We start from the raw sequence: 19,171 nt of genomic DNA on the forward strand, positions 1-19,171 counted from the left end.
CTCAAGCAGTCCTCAAAAAGGGTTCCTGACTGGTCAAACTCGCATGAGCAAGTACTTCGGTCAGAGTCATCAAAAGAGATTGCGCGTTCGCCTCAGGATTAGGGAAGTCACTTCGGTAATGTCCGCCACGCGATTCTCGGCGCAGATCGGCAAAGACCGCGATCGAAAGCGCGACTAGTGCCGGGTCAGAAGCGCAGGCAGCGGTTTCGACCAACGGAGACAACTTTGAAATGACTTGACGCAATCCCACCTCGTCGCGGATCAAACCCAGAAATTTTGTAGCCAAAGGCCGGACAGAGCTAGGGTCAGAACGAGGCAGAGCGGTAACTGTAGGAACAAATGACAGGTTTCTCATTTCTGCCTTGGCAACATCATTTGCGGCGCGGCATCCCATCACCACCGCCTCTAGCAGTGAATTGCTAGCAAGGCGATTGGCACCATGCAGGCCAGTGGCCGCGCATTCACCTATGGCCCAAAGGCCTGACAGAGTGCTTCTTCCATACTCATCAACGGCGATACCGCCCATGTGGTAATGCGCAGCCGGAAGTATCGGTATGGGATCGCGCGCCGGATCAATTCCGGTTGCTGCGCACAATGCATGGATGCCAGGGAACCGCTGGACAAATTCGGCACCAAGCGCGGCACGAGCATCAAGAAACACTCGCCCACCTTCCAATATGACCTGATGCACGGCACGAGCCACCACGTCACGCGGGGCCAGTTCAGCCCCCGGAATATGCGACATGAAGCGCTTGCCGGTTTGGTCAATCAGAATTGCGCCTTCGCCCCGGACGGCTTCACTGACCAATGCCAGTGGTGTCTGCTTGGCATCCAGCGCTGTGGGATGAAACTGGACAAATTCCATATCGCGCAACGCTGCCCCGGCGCGGGCGGCCATCATGACACCCTGGCCGAAATTACCTGAAGGGTTGGTGCTGACACCAAACAGACCGCCGCAACCGCCTGTCGCCATAACGACCTGAGATGTGCGCAATACCTCTGCTTGGGCATCTTTTTGCAGATGAACGCCTGTGACGTGTCCGTCTAGCGTCAACACCCGTCGGGCTTCGACTCCGGTCAAGCAAGTGATCGACTGGCATTGCAACACGGCACTCGCAAGGGCCGATGTGATTTCGGCTCCGGTGCGGTCGCCGCCTGCATGCAGTATGCGGCGGCGGGAATGCGCGGCCTCGCGCCCCAAGGCATATGTGCCGTCGGCGGTTCTATCGAAACGAACGCCATGTTTCTCTAAACCAGTGATCGCCTTTTGCGCTTCGCAGAGAATGGCCGACGCCAGGGTTTCGTCGCACAGCCCGTCGCCCGCCCGCAAAGTATCGGCCAAGTGTTGCGCAGGATCACCATCCGTGCCTAGTTCGGCGGCAATCCCTCCTTGAGCCCAAGCGCTGGAACATTCCTGGCCCAGCCCTGCACGGGTGATTAGTACTACGGGTTGTGGAGCTAGTTCCAGCGCTGCCGTCAGCCCGGCGATGCCGCCACCGATGATGGCAGTTCGACCATGAAGCCCTTCGAGCCAGATCATTTCACTGCCAGCATCCGTTCTACCGCGCGGCGCGCATCTTCGGCGATGGCCGGATCGACGGTGACTTCGTGATGGCCCAGTTCCAATGCGTCGCGAATGTTGCGCAGACTAATGCGCTTCATATGTGGACACAGGTTACAGGGGCGCACGAATTCCACCTCAGGATGGTTCAGCGCCACGTTGTCGCTCATCGAGCATTCGGTCAGCAGGCAAACCCGCGTCGGTTTTTTGTCGCCGACGAAATCCGACATGACTGCGGTAGAGCCAGAAAAATCTGCTTCGGCAACCACTTCGGGCGGGCACTCAGGATGGGCCAGCACCGTAACACCCGGCCACGCTTCGCGCATTTCACGTATATCGGCTGGAGTAAACAGTTCGTGCACCTCGCAATGTCCATGCCATGCGATCAATTCGACATCGGTCTCTTTGGCGACGTTCTTGGCGAGATACTCGTCCGGGATCATCAACACGCGCGACACCCCGAGGGATTCCACCACCTTTACTGCGTTGCCCGACGTGCAGCAGATATCCGATGCCGCCTTCACCGCTGCCGAAGTGTTTACATATGTGATCACCGGAACGTCGGGATGGGCTTCGCGCAAAAGCGCAATATCCTCGGGTGTGATGGAATCCGCCAGTGAACACCCCGCCCCCAAATCTGGGATCAGCACTGTCTTATCCGGATTCAGCAGCTTGGCAGTTTCCGCCATAAAATGCACACCAGCCAACACAATTACATCGGCATTAACCTCGACAGCTTCTCGCGCAAGCGCAAGGCTGTCGCCCACGATATCGGCAACTCCATGGAAGATCTCCGGCGTTTGGTAATTGTGGGCGAGGATGACCGCATTCCTCTCACGCTTGAGATCAAGGATGGCTTCCAGATCATCTTCAAACAGCATCCATTCGGGTTGCGGGATGATCTGCTTTACCCGGTCGTAGAGGTCTGGAAGGCGAAAATCTTTCATTGGCTTCTCCATTTATACTCGAATCGAGTATATTGAGGTCATGCTTATTCTCGATTCGAGATTATGTCAAGCGAGGTTCAGGACCGGGAGAGAGGTAATCTGACGCCCGACAGCATGCGAGCCTCTAGAATGGCCGGCCGATATCGGAACAGGCGTGCCGGACGACCACCGGTGCCGCTGGACATTTCGCCGGTATCTTCAATCAATTCCTGCTGATCAATCTGGCGGCGAAAATTGGGTTTGTGCAGGTGTAGACCAGACAGCGCTTCAACTGTGCGCTGTAACTGCAGCAAGGTGAAGCTTTCGGGCATGAGCTCGAACACAACCGGAGAGTATTTTATCTTGGCCCGCAAGCGAGATATGCCGGTGGCGAGAATGCGACGGTTGTCCGCTTCCATGTGACGACCGAATTCAGGAGTGTCAACAAGCCCTGCTTCGTACATAAGCTCATAACGTTGCAAAACCAGCTCTTCGTTCCAGGTCTTCCCATTCAGACCAAACAGATAGTCCACACGCTGCAGTTTTAGCGGATCACTCCCTGCCCAAGCTGAGATACGTTTGATAATTTGTGGTAGTTCTTCGGGGCTGCGATCGCGATGATCCTCCCATGGGAAGTATTGATACCAGCTACGCCATGCCGGACGTCCAGCACCAGTAGTATCCTGCTCCCGCACCAGACCGAGATAGCTGATCGAGATACGCTGAGAGTTGTCGGCATAACCCGAGCGTGGATCGCGATCCTTGTCTGCAAAGGTGTAAAGCTGTTCAAGATATCCCACCGGATGGCCGGTCTGCGCCTCAATCCAGGCCCGCAAGCCGCTTTGCAAGCTGCGGTGTGAAGATTCGAACGGTCCCGAAGGTAGCGCGTTACCGCCACGCAAGGTCATGACACGCGGCTGATCATCAGTCACGGCGATTAGGATAGCGATCAGTTCGGCAGGGGCTAGTCCACTTGGCAAGGAATTTCCTGTTTGTAGAATGTCGCGAAGCGTTGGTTAGAATGTGCGTTCTAACCCAAATTTAGTACCTTGGCTTGAAGAAAAATACGGTGTGACGGGTGCTTCTTCAGAGAACAAGCATTTCTGGCCCAGTTAATCGTCCCACTGTTCTAACATCAGGTTACTACTTTCGGTCCAATGAACCTGAAATACAGTTTCGTCTCACGACTTGAGAAGTGTCGCAAGATATGGGTTCGGGCTGACCAAACAGCCCGTTGAGGTGTTCGTTTCGCTAAAGTAGTTCTCGAACCGGTCTTACATATGATCTTCTAGAGGCTGCCGTTTCCGCAAAGACATTATTGATTACACTAAATACTTCGATTTGCGACACACAGTGTCTTATCGAAATTTGGAAGCGATCATAGCATGTCGCAGCTAAAGTCTGACCACGTCACACTCGACAGTTGGGTTGTGAAGCTTCCTCCAACTCGAAGATACCCATCCGACCCGCGGCGCTAAGCGGCCAGTTCTTTGAATCGTTGTACGGGACGGGGTCCAGGAGTGAATTGAAATCTACGGATCGGGACCTCTAGGTAGTTTGATATCTTGGCTGATGTTCACAAATTGCAAGTTTCAGAACAACCCAGTTTGATTTTTGCGTCATGCGCTTTGACTTTCTTAGGCTGAAGATTCTGATCCCGCATTGACACCACGGATGAGAGTGTCCGCGCACGGCGGTAACAATCCAGCAGTCGTTCGGGCGGGGCATTCTGCTGCTCCGATACCAGCACTACTGGTCGAAAACTTCTCCCGGTCCAATAGTCAGAAAGAGAGAGGCCCAGGGCAGCAAAACCCTGAGCCAGCTTTCAATCGGACGGTCCCGCCTCAGCCGCCACTCGAGTTTGCTAACCCGGGCTGGGCAAAATCATTGGCGGGTGGTGTCAAATCCTGCGCACCGGTGCCGGGCATCAACTCGAAACCCAAATCGAATTGATCCAGGGTCGAAGCCAGTTGCGCTACGATCTCGGCGTTGCCCTCAGACTGCGCGGTGCCATCAGCGAGCATCTCGGTCAATCTGCGCTCACCGGTCATGACCTTTTCCAAGTCCGTGCGGCTCAGACTGATCGAAAGATCGGCGTCTTCCGCCACCTGATCGACGATATGAGTCAGAGTGGCATTGCTCATCTCGACAACGATGTTCTCGTCCCGGTCGGGGATCGACAGGTTGATGGTGAACTCCATATCGGCGGCTTTGGCGCTATTGACACGAATGGCCAGAAAGTCGAGCCACATCGTGGTCTGCATGGCCTTGATCGTATCGGGACCGGTGGTCTCGATAGTAGCGCCCTGCGGAATACCGTTGCGCAGTTCGAACGCCGCACCAAGGAACGAGTTGCGGACCGAAGGGCTTTCCTTCTGATACCCGATCTGCTCGAACGCGTCGGCCAACAGGTCCTTGGCGGCCTGGTTCTGTGGTTCGGCGTAGACCAGTTTGTTTAGAATCTCGGTCGCTTCAAGATATTTACCGGTGTCCACCAATTCCTGCCCTTTCGACAGGATTGGCTCGGCGCCGCCCATCATCTCGACAAACAGCGGCGCGCTGTCTTCTGGCGACAGAGGTGTGAGCGTGGTGGGGTTGGCATCCCAGTAGCCCAGATAACGGTTTATCACCGCCCGGCTGTTATGCTCGACCGAGCCATGATAGCTGCGCGCGGCCCATTGCTGCTGCAGGCTTTCCGGCACGTCATAGACGTTGTGAATCTGATTGATGGTCACGCCCTTGTTGGCCAGATTCAGCACCCCGTTGTTAAGATTGGCGTAAGTGTCACGCTGCGCACGCATCACTTCTTGAATGCGCTCATTTCCGTAACGGGGCCAAGAGTGAGAGGCGAACATCAACTCGGCATCCTGCCCAAACTTGTACAGCGCGTCATTGACATGCTTGGACCAGCTCAGCGCATCGCGCACCAGTGCGCCACGCAAGGTATAGATGTTGTGAATTGTGCCAGTGATGTTTTCCGCCGCCCAGAATGCCTTGAGGTCGGGGAAATAAGTATTCATCTCAGCAGGTGCTTCAGTACCCGGTGTATTTTGGAAGATCATACGCACGCCGTCTACGATGATCTCTTCATACGCGTCCGAGACATAGCGGGTCGGTTCGATCAGGCCCGTGGTGCCAGCCGAGATGTTCTTGCCGATGGACTGATCCACATGGCCGAACGGGCTGCGCGGCAGCAATACGCCGTATTGGAAAAACAGACGGCGGTTCATCACGTTGCCCGCATAGACGTTTTCGGAAACCGCATGTTCCATGAAACCTTCGGGCGCGATCACCTCCACACCGTTGGCCACGTCCTCATCGGTGATCACTCCGCGCACACCGCCATAATGGTCGGCGTGGGAATGCGAATAGACAACCGCCTTGACCGGCAGTTCGCCCACGGTGTCGTTCAGCAGCTTCAGCGCTGCTGCGGCAGTTTCCTTGGAGGCCAGCGGGTCAAAGATGATCCAGCCGGTATCGCCACGAATAAAAGTGATGTTGGACAGATCGAAGCCACGCACCTGATAGATGCTGTCGTCGAGAATCTCGTACAGGCCGAAATTCATGTTCAGGATCGCCTGACGCTGCAACGACGGGTGGATCGAGTCGAACTCTTTGCCCTCGAGCAGATAGTCATAGCTGCCGATGTCCCAGGCGACGGTGCCATCCTCGGTTTTGATCTGGCGGTATTCTGGAACCGCAATTAGCCCCTTGCGGCTTTCTTCAAAGTCACGCTCGTCATCGAACGGCATGTGTGGATGGCTCCTGCATAGCAAGACATTTTTGATCTGATTTGTGCGTTTGTCAGAAGCAGTCATGTGTCCGGCCTGTTTGCGCGGTTTTGACCGCTGGCCTTGATGGGTTCCGCAAACCAGGTCCCTTACAGGTTAGCGGGCTGTAACGCCCGGGCCATTCGGCGGGGTGTCCTGGTTTTGGCGGCTGACTTATGCACCATCATCTCGCGGGTCTTGCTAACTCGATGTTCCTTTCGTCTCAGACTACAGCGCGTGGGCTGTAAGGTTCGTTGCGGGTGAGCACCGCCCAGACGATCCGGGCTGTTTTGTTGGCCATGGCGACGGTCGCAACGCGGGCGGGTTTGCGTTCGAGTAGTGATGTCAGCCACTTGCTGGCGCGTTCGGGGTGTGACCTAGTTTGTCGGACCAATGATGTCATGCCGACAACTAACAACGATCGCAGATACTGGTCGCCCATCTTGGTGATCCGTCCCAGCTTCTCCTTGCCGCCGCTGGATTTGTTCGCGGGCGTCAGACCAAGCCAGGCTGCGAACTCTCGACCATTGCGGAACTGGTGCCCGTCACCGATGCTGGCAATGATCGCGGAGGCCGTCACAGCGCCAACACCAGGGATCGTACGCAATAGGCGTACGCGTTCATCTTCTTTGGCCACCTGCTTGAGGCGCTCTTCGTACCAGCGGATCCGCTTGTGCAATGCCATGAGCTGCTCGCACAGATTGTGGATCACTTCGTTGGCAATGTCAGGTAGGTCAAGAACCTCACCCAGAGTTATGTCTTCAGCAAACCCAATTACCCTGGCGAACCCTCGTGGGATAAAAATACCAAACTCGGCAACCAGACCACGCAGATTGTTGATGAGTTGCGTTCTCTGGCGCACCAGAAGATCACGCGCCCGATGTAGGGACAGCAATGATTGCTGCTCGACTGTCTTGATCGCAACAAAGCGCATGGTCGGACGGGTCACAGCCTCGCAGATCGCCTCGGCATCAATGGCGTCTGACTTCCCGCGTTTGACGTATGGCTTCACGTACATCGGCGGGATCAATCGCACATCATGGCCCAATGCCGCGAGTTCGCGCGCCCAATGGTGTGCACTGCTGCAGGATTCCATGCCAATTAGGCAGGGCTCCAACTTGGCAAAGAACGGCAGAAACTGCGTCCGCCGCAACGGTTTGTTGAAAACAACTTCCTCGGTTGCGGAGATTCCGTGAACTTGAAAAACGTTCTTGGCGAGATCAACGCCGATTGTGGTAACTTGCATGGGGTGGCTCCTCTCATAAGCAGATTTTGACACCTGCACTATGGCGCATTGCGACGCCGGTTGAAGCAGGAGCCATCCACCCCATCAGGTTATTGCGTTGGGTTTGCTGGAATTCGATCGTGTAATCCGAGGGCAGCTTGCCCTTCGGGTCAAAGTGCTGAGGACTATCATCCTGCGCGACGGCAAGGCCTGAGGTCAGCGTCAAAAGGGTGACGGTCAAGAGTAAGGTGGTTCGACGGGGCATATATAATCGGTTCCTATCATGAACGCTTCAAAAGAGATCGCAGCGCAGGAGGTCTGACGGGACGAACCACGAGGTTGAAATTCGTCCCGCCGGTGCATTGACGTCCAGAAGTGCCGAGATGCGCGATCTTTTGGAAGCCGGGTGCCTGCCTGTACGACCAGCAGTGCGGCCCTCTTATCCGCAGAATTTTTCCCGAGAAGTGCAAACATGTTGCCACCTGTCGAAAAACACATGTATCAACGAGGCCAACATAATGGTTTTCCTTGGTTTTCCCGAGGCAGAGGGATATTGAAGTGGATACTACCGAGCGCGAAATTCGGGTACAGATGCAACGTATCCTGGATCATCCGGATTTCACCGCCAGCCCCAAACGCCGCGCATTTCTGAACTATATCATCGAGGAATATCTGGCCGGTCGTTCAGATCAGATCAAAGGCGTGTCGATTGCCATGTCGGTCTTTGACCGCGACGAAAGCTTCGACCAGCAGGTCGATCCGATTGTCCGACTTGAGGCGCGGCGACTAAGGCAGGAGATTGACACCTACTATGCCGGGCCCGGTCGGGGCGATCCGATACGTCTCACCATGCCCAAAGGAGGATACGCGCCGCGGTTCGAAAAATCTTCACTGCCCAGCCCTGATCAGGCACCTGCTGATGCCCGGCCAAATGCCGGGTTCAGCGGACGACGACGCGCTGGGATTGGACTGGCTGTCGCCGTTGGCCTGGCATTGTTTGGGCTAATCTGGGGATTGACCCGTTCAGGGACGCCTGAGGAACAGGCAAATCACAGCTTGCCCAAAGGGCCCGTCGTGGCTGTACTGCCCTTTGAAACTCTGGGAGAGGGCCCCGAGTACCTCGCCGATGGTCTTACCCGGCAGTTGACGACCGAGTTGATCCGGTTCCGGGACATCTGGGTCTTGCCCCTTGGCAGCACACTGCATTCTGGTGAAACTGAGATTGATACGACGAGCTTGCGTACAGAATTCAACGCCGATTTCGCGCTGGAAGGCAATGTGATGGACAGGGGCGACACCTTGCGCCTGTCCGCACGCCTCATTGATCTGAAAGACCGAAGATATATCTGGTCGCAAAGCTATGAGGTCAGCAATACCTCCGAGGAAATTTATGCGGTACAGGACAGCATTATCCGAGATGTAATGGGTAAACTGGCCGGGAAATACGGGCTACTGACGCTTGGCGCGATGCGAGATGCCGATAGAATTCCACCCAACAATCGCGATGCTTATGACTGTGTGCTTGGTTATTACAGCTATCAGGTAACCATCAATCTGGATCGCCATGCCGAAATCAAATCCTGCATCCTGAACGCGCTTGAGAAGGCTCCGGATTATGCCGAGGCCTGGGCGGTGCTGTCGAACCTGTATCTGCAACAGATACGTTTTGGGCTGGGCGGAAATCGCGAACAGATTCTGGCCGCAGCCGATGCCGCAGCACGCCGGGCGGTCGAGATCGACCCAAATCTGGCGGCGGGACATCTGATGATGGCCAATATGCGGTTCGTGCTCGGTGATTTTGCCGGGTTCCGAGAGGCCGGGCAACGGGCGATTGACCTGAATCCGAATGACACCGACATTCTGGCCCATTACGGGATGCGTCTGGCGTTCAGTGGCGAATGGGACAAAGGACTTGCTATTGTAGACCGGGCAATCGCTCTGAACCCTGTGCATCCTCAGTGGTATCTGTTTCCGCGGGTTTTTTACGAGTTCGACCGGGGCGACTATGAAGCGGCGCTGGCACAATTGGAACAAATCGATATGCCAGGTTTCTTCTGGACCCATCTATGGCAGGCCGCGCTACACAGCAAACTGGGAAATGGGGAACAGGCCCAGGCGGGTCTACGCAGCTTGTTGGTTCTACGCCCAGATTTTTCATCTGTTGCATCGGATATACTTGCCATTTGGCAACTTGACGCCACTTTTAAGGAGAACCTGTTGGCCAGCCTCCAGAAGGCTGGTTTGTCAGATTCTTGACCGGCTTATCCAGTTTCCGCACACCTATTCATCGGTGGGTTTCACAGTTATCTGGAATCGCACCACCCTTGTACGCAGCAATAAGTAAACCACGTCAGATGGCTGACTTTATATCATCAGATCGTCGTTCGATTTTCTAGCTTTCACGCAAGCGGGCCAACGGTCTTTGCCAGTCCATGTCTGGAATGGTTTGTCAGAGTTGGCGTTTTTTTTGGGACGGCCTTTTACGTAGTTTCGGCATTGCAAAACACTTTGCTCATCGGTGCTAAACATGCGGAAGTTGATCACCTGTAGCCTGAAAGAAGCGCGCTTCTGGGTGGGATATGTCAATTCGATGCGCCAACATGCAAGGCAATCGAAACGCGTCTTTGGAAGATCTGCGCGACACTGTTCACCCACCCAATCAGGCCGGTTTCTTTAACTGTTACAACTGAAACGTTTATTCGGCATTAGAGCACTCCTTCTCTGGTCAGAATTTACCCCAAATTACGAATTCTGTTCGGACCCTTTTCTGAGTCACGGCCAAGGCCCCGTTCGATAAACCACTGAGTAATCTGCAGCCATTACTAGCCCACCACACCGTGACCACGCACCTGCATGCAGTTCACAAGCACATGACGCCGCGCCATTTCGTCATTGTACTGGCCGCGCACAGATCCGACTATGCCACCTGCGATCGCACCTCCGATGACATCTTCCTTCTCGCCAACAACCCAACCAGTAACCGCGCCATCAATAGCGCCGAACGTAGCATCCATTTTACGCTGCCCAGGATTGAAACTCGCGGCCATCAATCGGCATTCAGCCTCATCTGTGTAGAAGGTCGCATTCCTGGTTCCGTCAACCATCAGTGGCTTCTGCATCGGGTACTGAGTGCATGCGGTAAGACTGATGAGAGCAACAAAAATGAACTTTTTCATCGCAGCTTTCCTTTCGGGAATCGAAGTAATTGCTTGGCGTACGCGCTAAACTTGCCTGCCTAGGCAGATCTCATTTAGGAAGTTTACGATTGTCGAAAAATAGCCCCGCCATTTTACGCAGCGTAAAATTGCATTTGTTTCGCTGGCTCGGTCGCAAACTTCTCTGGCGCATGAATACAGCGCCTTTCTTGCGCAGCTAAGTTGGCTAACTAGGCAACTAGATTAACGCGAAAAAACCGTCGGCCCAGCATGCCGAAGGCGTGACGGCACGCAGACGCGTAGGGCTGCGGCACAAGAAAGTCGGCGGCCCGAAAGTCCTTTTTCAATTTTTATAGGGTCTTCTATTCAGCCGCGTAACGCTCCATGTCGGCAAGGCGCGAATATCCGTCCCGCGTCTGTGGTGTTTTAATGCCTAGAATATTTCCGGCGATTTGGGTCCGGAGAATCTGTGCGGTCCCGCCGCCGATAGTGAACATGCGCACATCGCGATACATCCGCTCCAGAGGTTCACGATCGCTGTAGCCGCGCGCGCCGAACATCTGCAGCGCATCGCTGACCACCTTAATAGCCATCTCGGACGCAAAAAGCTTGGCGCGGGCGGCCATGGTCATATCGGGATACTGACTGCCGTTTGGGCCACGCGATCGTGCCGCTTCATGGAGCAGCAGCCTAGCTGCATGAACTTTCGTGTCCATATCGGCCAGCATCCATTGAAGCCCCTGGAATTCTGCAAGCGGGCGCCCGAACTGTTCACGTTGAACGAGGTAGCGTTTTGCATGTTCAAGTGCCCCTGCCGCAACACCCATAGCAACTGCTCCCGCACCGACGCGTTGCGAATTGTAAGCGTTCATCAGGTCGGCAAAGCCACGCTTCAATCCTGAAGGCGGTTTGACCAGCCATTTCTCGTTGATCTCGACATTTTCGAACCGCAATTCTGCTTCGGGCATACCGCAAAGGCCCATCGTGTATTCGCGACCCACCACGGTGAACCCCTTGGGCGTATCTCCTGACATCGGATCGGCAAACAGAATGAAACCGCCAATCCCCTGATCGGCGCCTGCCTCATCGAGCACGCGGGCAAAGATCAGGTACAGCTTCGAGACCCCTCCACCAGTGATCCAATGCTTGGACCCGTTGAGGATGTATGTGCGACCCTGTTTCCGCGCGGTAGTCTGCATATCGGTCGCGGCACTTCCCGAGTCAGGTTCGGTTATGCAGATCGCAGGCTTATCTCCTGCCAGGACATGCTGAGCACAAAAAGCCTTCTGCTCGTCATTGCCGTACCCCATGACCGCACTGATGCCACCCATGTTGCCCTCGACAACGATGCGGGCGGTCAGGGTGCAGGCTTTTGCGATCTCTTCGACCACCATGGTGACGTCCAAAAAACTCGCGCCCTGCCCACCATATTTCTTTGCAATGGTCATACCCATGATGCCAGCATCGGCCAATTCGCCAACATTCTGCCAGCAATACCTGCGCGATCTGTCCCAATCTGCGGCACGTTTCTCAAATTCTGGGGCCAGTTCTTTCGCAACGTTCACAAGCGGATGCGGCATGCGTGTCCCTCGTCTCTGTTTCTTAACAGAATACGCTTGCAGTAATACAACACAATCGAATAAAATTGGATATCTAATCCAATATACCTTAACTTATGCAGACACGTTCTCTCAGAACCCTCATACGGGTCTCGAATGTCGGCTCCTTTGCGAAAGCGGCCGAGCAGCAAAACATGACATTGTCTGCACTTTCAATGCAGATGAAGGCGCTTGAGGCGGAGCTTGGCGTTGACCTCTTTGACCGCACCGTACGACCACCGCGACTTACGCCAATCGGCCGGAGCGTCGTCGAGGCATCGATCCCGCTCCTGCAGCACGAAGACAGCCTTCTCAAAATCTGTCGCCCGACGAACACGCTTGTCGGGCATTTCCGAATAGGATTTGTCACAACTGCTGCCGTTCGCTTGCTGCCGAACTTCCTGAACAACGCAAAACGTCAAGCACCGCAAGCGACCTTCTCATTCGAAACCGGCCTGTCCAAGGTTCTACAAGAAAAGGTTGTAAGCGGTCAGCTTGATGCCGCCCTTCTTACAGATGCAGAAGGTGTTCCTGACACGCTTGCGGACAAGGTGCTTCGAGAGGAACCCTTTGCCTTTGCAGCCCATAAGAAATTGCTGAAAGATGGCCTCGCGGGTTTATTGAATGCGCAGCCCTTCTTTCATTTTATGCCCGACACCGGGATTGGAAAACTCATTGCTGGAGAGATGCTTAAGCACAAAAGACCGAAGGGTTCCGAAACCATTGTCCTTGATAACCTTGAAGCGATTATGGAATGTGTTTCGGCAGGCCTGGGATTTACGCTTCTGCCTGTCCCCGATGTTTTGCGGTACCGGTCTGACGACGTCAAAAGTATTTGTCTCCCACAATCGTCGGCTCGGAAACTTGTTCTTGCGACCGTGCGCAAGGGCGCGCTGGCTGGAAGTGAGGCGATGCTTGCCGCGCTATTCTCGACAGGCGAGGCCGTCGCTGCGGGCGAATAAGAAACACCTTTCCTGCACTCGCGGCTTCGGCTGGATCGACTAAGGTCTTGAAACCCTCTTTTGGGTTCACGCAAGAACGACCGGAACCGGCCTTGGATAAACCGTTTAGATGCTGCGATGCAGCCTGTCTAACTAGCCACTCGCTACGGGAGCGATGGCCGCGTTCACGGGAACTCATAAATCGCGGAACAGATCAGGCTATTGCAATTGTAATAGGCGTGTCCGCCTCGTGCATTTCTCCAAACTGGCGCCGTGATGTCTTAAGGCGCGCTTGACCAATATTGGGATCATGTTTCCCAAGGTGGATTTGAGCCAATCTCTGCGATCAGAAAATCCATGAATACCCGAACTTTGGGGGATAATACGTTGGACTTGGGATAGATAAGCCATAGTACATTGTCTTCCGTAGCCTCAAAATCTGGCAGAATTTGCATCAACCGGCCCGATTTCAGGTGATCATACACGCTCCACAGTGCGTTCAGGGATATTCCGGCGCCGGCCAGAGTGGCGCAGACCTGGCTTTGGCCGTCGTCGATGATCAATTGACCCTTGGCCATCGCTGGATCAAATGTGGCTTTCTCACCTGCCTTTCCCGTTAGCGTGCGCAAGTGGCGATTTTGGAAAGCGATCAGGTGGTGGCTTTTCAGATCGGCAGGTGTTTTGGGTGTGCCGTATGTGTCAAGATAGTGCGGCGCGGCGCACAGTATGCGTCGGTCATCAGCCAATTTTCGGCCTTTCAGACTGGTGTCGACAAGCGGCGCATTTCTTAGTGCAAGATCGTAACTCCCCTCGATAAGATCGAACTGCATATCCGACAGGCGCAAATCGAGCGTCAGATCGGGGTGCTGTTGAAGAAATTTCGGCAGGATTGGAGCAATGTAGAGCTGAGCAAAGGTGCTGGGCGCAGCGAAGCGCAATGTACCGCGGATGGTCGCTGTTTGTTTGCCCAACGCCGTAAGTGCTGCCTCTTCCTGCGCAATAATCTCTCGGGCGAAGGGCAGGAAATCGGCACCTTCAACAGACAGCGACACCTTGCGCGTTGTGCGATGTAACAGTTCGGAACCCAGGCTTTGCTCCAACTTGGCAAGCTTTGCGCTCGAGACAGCTGGAGCCATGCCCAAAGCGCGCCCCGCCGCACTGATGTTCAGCCTTTCTGCCGCCGCTACAAACAATCTCAGCGCGTCTGTATCAAGCCCCATTATATCGCAAACCCGAATTATCAATCCATGAATGGGCAGTTTATACGCAAATAGATTAGCGTTAAATCCCCTTCATGGATGCAACTCGGCATGGGAAGGAGACGCAGATGACGCGAACAGCCACAGTCAACTACCACGTTCACAAGCCCTGGCGGCAAGCCTTTGAATTAGATGCAGGCGGGATTGCTGGTAATTTGATTTCGCCCGAACTGGCCAGCACGGCTGTTGCATTGACAGATGCCCGCACCACGAGCAACACAGTTACATTTGCGTCTGATGCTGTTGAGTTCGCGCTGCTGGAAACGCAGGTACAAGATTTTACCGGCGAGGTCTGGAAACCGACATACGATGCGGAACTAACGGCAATGCTCTCGAACAAGTTAGGTGCGCGCGAGGTTGTGGTTTTTGATCACACGATTCGGATGGATGACCCAGGAGCGACGCGCAAACCCGCGCGCAACGTCCACAGTGACTATAGCAAGGACGGAGCCGAACAGCGGCTTGTCGATCTTTTGGGTGCCGAGGCCGCAGCCGAGTGGGCGCGCGGTCACTATGCTTTTGTTAATGTGTGGCGCCCTGTGGATCATCCTATCAACTCAGCACCCCTGGGCTTTGTTCGCCCGTCATCAGTTGAACCGTCTGATTGGATTTTGCTGGACCTGATCTATCCCGACCGCAATGGGCAAATAATGGGGCTGGTAGGAAACCCCAGGCATGAGTGGATTTATCAGTCGAAGATGACGCCGGATGAGGTCGCGATCTTCAACATCTATGACAATCGAGGTGCTCCGTCGATCGCGCATAGTGCGCTTGATATGGTCGAAGATTCAAACGTCAACACCATTCGCAAAAGCATCGAGAGCCGCACCTTGGTGCGCTATTAAAGGAGAGCCGGACATGTTGGATAAAATGCAGCCTGCTGATTTTGCCCAAATCAACGTGGCCTATAACCGGGTATTTCGACCGGGACGGCTAAGCGTTGGCCTTGTGTTGCCGCTCGAAGCATATGCAGTCGGTGCAGAGCCGACGCTTCGGGATCATCTGGAAGCGGCTCGGAAAGCGGAGAACCTCGGGTTTGCATCACTTTGGCTGCGCGACGTGCCATTTAACGTTCCAAGCTTTGGTGATGCAGGACAGATTTTCGATCCATTTGTCTATCTGGGTGCGCTTGCTGCGGTGACGGACCGAATTGCCCTTGGAACGGCGAGCGTGATCCTGCCATTGCGTCACCCCGCTCATGTAGCCAAGGCGGCGGCGAGCGCGGATGTGCTCTCGGGCGGACGGTTGCTCTTGGGTGTAGCCTCCGGGGACCGGCCTGAGGAGTATCCGGCTATGAACCAGAGCTATGATGACCGCGGGGCACGTTTCCGCGACAGCTTTGACTACATCCGCGCCGTTGGATTGGACTATCCCGAGCGTGAAAGTGCGCAGGGTACGCTGTCTGGCGGGATTGACCTGCTGCCAAAGCCGCATGGGACCCGCCTGCCGATGATTATTACGGGTGGTAGCCAGCAATCCCCCGATTGGGTGGCGCAGAACGGCGATGGTTGGATGACCTATCCGCGCAATGCGACTGCTCAAAGGCAGGTTATTGCGGACTATCGGAGGCGCGGGAAGGAAGCGGGCCAGCCAGACAAGCCTGTCATGCAATCCCTGTATATCGATGTCGTTGCCGATCACGCCGCACCACCGCGCCCGATCCATCTTGGGTTTCAGTCTGGCACCGATTTCCTGCGTAGCTATCTACGTGAAATAGAAACGCTTGGGGTCAATCACGTTGCACTGAACCTACGGTTCAATCAAGCGCCCATCGATACGACCCTCGAACACTTGGCAGATACCGTACTGCCCGACTTTTCCTAAAGGATCAGATCAATGACCAAGACTATACTCATTACAGGTTCAACCGACGGCATTGGTTTGCTCACGGCAAAGAAGCTGGCCGCCGATGGACACAAAGTACTTCTGCATGGACGCAGTACCTCCAAATTGGACAGCGCTGCCACCGACGTCGGCGGCTATGTCGAAACTTATACCGCTGATTTGAGCGATCTGTCCGCAGTGCGAGAACTGGCTGAAAGCGTAAAGGCCAAACATGACAAACTGGACGTGTTAATCAACAATGCAGGTGTGCTGAAAGCTCCGCAAACTGTGCTTGCGAATGGGCAGGACATCCGCTTTGTCGTCAACACACTCGCACCCTATTTGCTCACAGAATTGCTGATGCCCATCATTCCCGCCGACGGGCGCGTCGTGAACCTGTCATCGGCAGCGCAGGCCCCGGTGAATATAAATGCACTGGAGGGCAGTGTTCCGCTGGCTGATATGGAGGCTTATGCGCAAAGCAAGCTGGCGATCACCATCTGGACCCGGGAATGGGCCAAATCTCTGCCCGATGCACCCGTCATGGTCGCGGTAAATCCGGGATCGCTGTTGGCCTCAAAGATGGTGAAAGAAGGATTCGGCCTAGCCGGGAACGATATGAACATCGGCGCTGATATCCTGATTGACGCAGCATTGGGTGATCGGTTCGCTGATGCGTCAGGTGCCTATTTTGACAATGACAGCGGTGCCTTCGCGAATCCACATGCCGCAGCACTAGACAAAGCACATGTTGCCGACGTCATGAACTCGATCAGAGGTTTGATTAACCAGACCAACTGACCCGCGCTGCACTAAATCCAGACGCGCTTCCAACTTTAACCTCCCTTACCCCTCGCGCGTGCCGCGTCGAGGCCCAAGAAAGGACTGTCTGATGAAATATGAGAACTTTCAAACCTTTGACGTTGCTGTTGAAAACGGCATCGCAACAGTCACATTCAACTTTGGCACCGTAAACGTGCAAGGCCAGGAAATGCTGGCCGACCTCAACAGTCTGGCCATGCGGCTAGAGCGAGACCGCGAAACCAAGGTCGTGATCTTTCAATCCGCCAACCCGGAAATCTGGGTCTGCCACTACGATACCGAGCTGCTCAAGGATATGTCGACTGAGGCCGTATCCCGCGAGGACGCACAGCTTTTGGACCTTCAATCGGTCTGCGAGCGGATCAGCAAGGTGCCACAAGCCACCATCGCAAAGCTGGAAGGGTTCGCACGTGGTGGCGGACACGAGTTGGCGTTGGCGCTCGACATGCGATTTGCGGCGCGGGGTAAGTACAAGTTCATGCAGATGGAAGTTGGAATGGGCATCCTGCCTTGCGGCGGCGGTGCTTCGCGCATGGCACGTCAAACCGGCCTTGGAAAAGCGCTTGAGATCATCCTGAGCGCACAAGACTACGATGCGGATGATGCAGAACGTCTGGGCACCATAAACAAGGCTTTGGAGCCAGATGAGATTGGCCCGTATGTGACAGCGCTCGCCGAGCGGATCGCAAAATTCCCGGCAGAGTCGATCAATGCCTGCAAGCAGATGGTCTATGAATCCATTGACAAACCAATTGATGAAGCGCTGAAGGCCGAAGCCTATTGGCTGTATCAGGCCACAAGCAAAACCCCGGCGGTCAAACGGTTCACCATCGCGGATGAACAGGGTCTGGAACACGACATCGAAAACCAGCGCAAGTGGGGCGATCTGGTTATGCAGGTTCAGGATATCAACTGATCCGTCCTCCAACACAATGATCACGTCAGGCGTGCGCTGTTCAAAGCCGCGCCTGACACTTCGTCAAAAAAAGGAATATCCCAATGAAAGCAATGGTTCTGAACGACTACGGACCCGATGCTCCGTTCGAGCTTGTAGAAATGCCCGAACCGGTCGCAACGTCTGGGCATGTAGTCGTCAAAGTGGCCGCGACCAGCGTCAATACCGTCGATACAATGATCCGAAGCATGGGCGCGGATCTACCTCTGTCCCCCAATTTGCCCGCGGTCCTTGGCATGGATTTTGCTGGCACAATCACAGCCGTTGGCGAAGGTGTTACAGGTTTTTCCATAGGCGATGAGGTGTATGGCTGCGCCGGTGGTATGATGGACCTCCCTGGTTCGCTAGCCGAGTACATCAATGCGGATGCCCGCCTGATTGCACACAAACCCAAGACGCTGAGCATGCGAGAAGCCGCGGCGCTGCCTCTCGTAGGCATCACCGCCTACGAAGGATTGACGCGCGCCGGTGTCGGCGAAGGGCAGACCGTTCTGGTTCAAGGCGGTGCCGGTGGCGTTGGTCATGTTGCCGTTCAAGTTGCGCGCCACCTTGGCGCAACCGTGTCGGCAACAGGTCGCGGAGCGGATCAGTTAGCCCTCATCGAGGGTCTCGGTGCGCGCCCGTTGGATTTCACAACCCAAAAGGTCGAGGACTACGTGGCCGAACACACTGATGGCGTGGGCTTCGATGTGGTGTTTGATAGCGTGGGTGGGCCTAACATGACGAACTCGTTCGAAGCGGCCAAGCTCAATGGCCAAGTCGCCTCAACCGTCGCGATGGTCGAGATTGATCTGACACCTGTGCATTTCAAAGGTCTGTCTCTGCACGTCGTCTTCATGCTGATCCCGATGATGCATGATGTCGGGCGTCAATCCCATGGTGACATCCTGAAAACTCTGGCGGAAATGGCGGACGCGGGCCAACTCAAACCAATTGTTGACGAACAGAGGTTTGGGTGGACCAATGTCGATGCAGCCTATGAGCACCTGACAAACGGAGCGGCGGTCGGAAAAGTTGTTGTAGAGCTGTGAACGGAACCGGCCGGGATTGGTGCGCAGAGATATAATTGCGCACCATTCCAGTATGGCCCGATATTGATGTCAGCCATCAGAACTCAGCTAACCTGAACGCAAGT

16 protein-coding genes are annotated in these 19,171 nt (G+C 55.0%); 7 read left to right on the forward strand and 9 right to left on the reverse strand.

Features of this window, described 5'->3' with window-relative positions:
• Nucleotide 1: 1 nt before the first annotated feature.
• The 6 genes from I5192_RS21470 to I5192_RS21495 form a co-directional block, all read right to left on the reverse strand.
• Nucleotides 2–1,540 carry an L-aspartate oxidase gene (locus tag I5192_RS21470; RefSeq protein ID WP_223118521.1) on the reverse strand — a complete coding sequence of 513 codons (1,539 nt, stop codon included), beginning with the start codon at nt 1,538–1,540 and terminating at the stop codon, nt 2–4.
• Complete coding sequence (nadA, locus tag I5192_RS21475; RefSeq protein WP_223118522.1) at nt 1,537–2,508, reverse strand: quinolinate synthase NadA; 972 nt, start codon at nt 2,506–2,508, stop codon at nt 1,537–1,539. Before nadA ends, I5192_RS21470 begins: the two co-directional genes overlap by 4 nt.
• A gap of 77 nt (nt 2,509–2,585) precedes the next feature.
• A complete protein-coding gene (locus I5192_RS21480; protein WP_170561666.1) occupies nt 2,586–3,467 on the reverse strand; it encodes a hypothetical protein in 882 nt (293 codons plus the stop codon).
• A gap of 864 nt (nt 3,468–4,331) precedes the next feature.
• Nucleotides 4,332–6,239 (reverse strand): alkyl/aryl-sulfatase, encoded by a 1,908-nt coding sequence (locus tag I5192_RS21485; protein ID WP_255612228.1) that lies wholly within the window; start codon nt 6,237–6,239, stop codon nt 4,332–4,334.
• A 241-nt stretch (nt 6,240–6,480) separates the two neighbouring features.
• A complete protein-coding gene (locus tag I5192_RS21490; RefSeq protein ID WP_223118424.1) occupies nt 6,481–7,503 on the reverse strand; it encodes an IS110 family transposase in 1,023 nt (340 codons plus the stop codon).
• Nucleotides 7,504–7,516: 13 nt separating this feature from the next.
• On the reverse strand, nt 7,517–7,747 hold the full coding sequence (locus I5192_RS21495; RefSeq protein WP_223118524.1) for a hypothetical protein: 231 nt from the start codon (nt 7,745–7,747) through the stop codon (nt 7,517–7,519).
• 293 nt (nt 7,748–8,040) lie between these two features.
• Between I5192_RS21495 and I5192_RS21500 the strand changes: the two genes are divergently transcribed.
• Entirely contained in the window at nt 8,041–9,738 is a 1,698-nt protein-coding gene (locus I5192_RS21500; RefSeq protein WP_223118525.1) for a hypothetical protein, read from the forward strand.
• A gap of 566 nt (nt 9,739–10,304) precedes the next feature.
• Here I5192_RS21500 and I5192_RS21505 read toward each other — a convergent pair.
• Both I5192_RS21505 and acdA read right to left on the reverse strand, forming a co-directional pair.
• Nucleotides 10,305–10,658 (reverse strand): hypothetical protein, encoded by a 354-nt coding sequence (locus tag I5192_RS21505; RefSeq protein WP_170394225.1) that lies wholly within the window; start codon nt 10,656–10,658, stop codon nt 10,305–10,307.
• 341 nt (nt 10,659–10,999) lie between these two features.
• The gene (gene acdA, locus I5192_RS21510; RefSeq protein ID WP_223118526.1) at nt 11,000–12,217 is read right to left on the reverse strand and encodes a 3-sulfinopropanoyl-CoA desulfinase; all 1,218 of its coding nucleotides are present in this window, start codon (nt 12,215–12,217) and stop codon (nt 11,000–11,002) included.
• A 95-nt stretch (nt 12,218–12,312) separates the two neighbouring features.
• Between acdA and I5192_RS21515 the strand changes: the two genes are divergently transcribed.
• On the forward strand, nt 12,313–13,197 hold the full coding sequence (locus I5192_RS21515; protein ID WP_223118527.1) for a LysR family transcriptional regulator: 885 nt from the start codon (nt 12,313–12,315) through the stop codon (nt 13,195–13,197).
• 287 nt (nt 13,198–13,484) lie between these two features.
• On the opposite strand, the gene I5192_RS21520 is transcribed toward I5192_RS21515, so the two are convergent.
• On the reverse strand, nt 13,485–14,396 hold the full coding sequence (locus I5192_RS21520) for a LysR family transcriptional regulator (RefSeq protein ID WP_170625577.1): 912 nt from the start codon (nt 14,394–14,396) through the stop codon (nt 13,485–13,487).
• A gap of 107 nt (nt 14,397–14,503) precedes the next feature.
• Here I5192_RS21520 and I5192_RS21525 point away from each other — a divergent pair, with 107 nt between their 5' ends.
• The 5 genes from I5192_RS21525 to I5192_RS21545 all read left to right on the forward strand — a co-directional run bounded on the left by I5192_RS21525 (nt 14,504) and on the right by I5192_RS21545 (nt 19,067).
• Nucleotides 14,504–15,280: a CmcJ/NvfI family oxidoreductase gene (locus tag I5192_RS21525; RefSeq protein WP_223118528.1), complete on the forward strand. Its 777-nt coding sequence runs from the start codon at nt 14,504–14,506 to the stop codon at nt 15,278–15,280.
• A 13-nt stretch (nt 15,281–15,293) separates the two neighbouring features.
• Nucleotides 15,294–16,259, forward strand: a complete 966-nt coding sequence (locus I5192_RS21530; RefSeq protein ID WP_223118529.1) for an LLM class oxidoreductase — start codon at nt 15,294–15,296, stop codon at nt 16,257–16,259.
• Nucleotides 16,260–16,271: 12 nt separating this feature from the next.
• A complete protein-coding gene (locus I5192_RS21535; RefSeq protein WP_223118530.1) occupies nt 16,272–17,060 on the forward strand; it encodes an SDR family NAD(P)-dependent oxidoreductase in 789 nt (262 codons plus the stop codon).
• A 91-nt stretch (nt 17,061–17,151) separates the two neighbouring features.
• Entirely contained in the window at nt 17,152–17,997 is an 846-nt protein-coding gene (locus I5192_RS21540) for an enoyl-CoA hydratase/isomerase family protein (RefSeq protein ID WP_170394211.1), read from the forward strand.
• A gap of 83 nt (nt 17,998–18,080) precedes the next feature.
• Entirely contained in the window at nt 18,081–19,067 is a 987-nt protein-coding gene (locus tag I5192_RS21545) for a zinc-dependent alcohol dehydrogenase family protein (protein ID WP_223118531.1), read from the forward strand.
• The last annotated feature ends 104 nt before the right edge of the window (nt 19,068–19,171 follow it).

It is taken from the genome of Ruegeria sp. SCSIO 43209, assembly GCF_019904295.1.
GTDB lineage: Bacteria > Pseudomonadota > Alphaproteobacteria > Rhodobacterales > Rhodobacteraceae > Ruegeria.

Bases quoted from the DNA above. Each gene is read 5' to 3' on its own strand.
- I5192_RS21525 (WP_223118528.1), top strand. From the start codon at position 14,504: ATGACGCGAACAGCCACAGTCAACTACCACGTTCACAAGCCCTGGCGG.
- I5192_RS21495 (WP_223118524.1), bottom strand. From the start codon at position 7,747: ATGCCCCGTCGAACCACCTTACTCTTGACCGTCACCCTTTTGACGCTG.
- nadA (WP_223118522.1), bottom strand. From the start codon at position 2,508: ATGAAAGATTTTCGCCTTCCAGACCTCTACGACCGGGTAAAGCAGATC.
- I5192_RS21490 (WP_223118424.1), bottom strand. From the start codon at position 7,503: ATGCAAGTTACCACAATCGGCGTTGATCTCGCCAAGAACGTTTTTCAA.
- I5192_RS21545 (WP_223118531.1), top strand. From the start codon at position 18,081: ATGAAAGCAATGGTTCTGAACGACTACGGACCCGATGCTCCGTTCGAG.
- I5192_RS21535 (WP_223118530.1), top strand. From the start codon at position 16,272: ATGACCAAGACTATACTCATTACAGGTTCAACCGACGGCATTGGTTTG.
- acdA (WP_223118526.1), bottom strand. From the start codon at position 12,217: ATGCCGCATCCGCTTGTGAACGTTGCGAAAGAACTGGCCCCAGAATTT.
- I5192_RS21540 (WP_170394211.1), top strand. From the start codon at position 17,152: ATGAAATATGAGAACTTTCAAACCTTTGACGTTGCTGTTGAAAACGGC.
- I5192_RS21470 (WP_223118521.1), bottom strand. From the start codon at position 1,540: ATGATCTGGCTCGAAGGGCTTCATGGTCGAACTGCCATCATCGGTGGC.
- I5192_RS21505 (WP_170394225.1), bottom strand. From the start codon at position 10,658: ATGAAAAAGTTCATTTTTGTTGCTCTCATCAGTCTTACCGCATGCACT.
- I5192_RS21485 (WP_255612228.1), bottom strand. From the start codon at position 6,239: ATGCCGTTCGATGACGAGCGTGACTTTGAAGAAAGCCGCAAGGGGCTA.
- I5192_RS21520 (WP_170625577.1), bottom strand. From the start codon at position 14,396: ATGGGGCTTGATACAGACGCGCTGAGATTGTTTGTAGCGGCGGCAGAA.
- I5192_RS21515 (WP_223118527.1), top strand. From the start codon at position 12,313: ATGCAGACACGTTCTCTCAGAACCCTCATACGGGTCTCGAATGTCGGC.
- I5192_RS21530 (WP_223118529.1), top strand. From the start codon at position 15,294: ATGTTGGATAAAATGCAGCCTGCTGATTTTGCCCAAATCAACGTGGCC.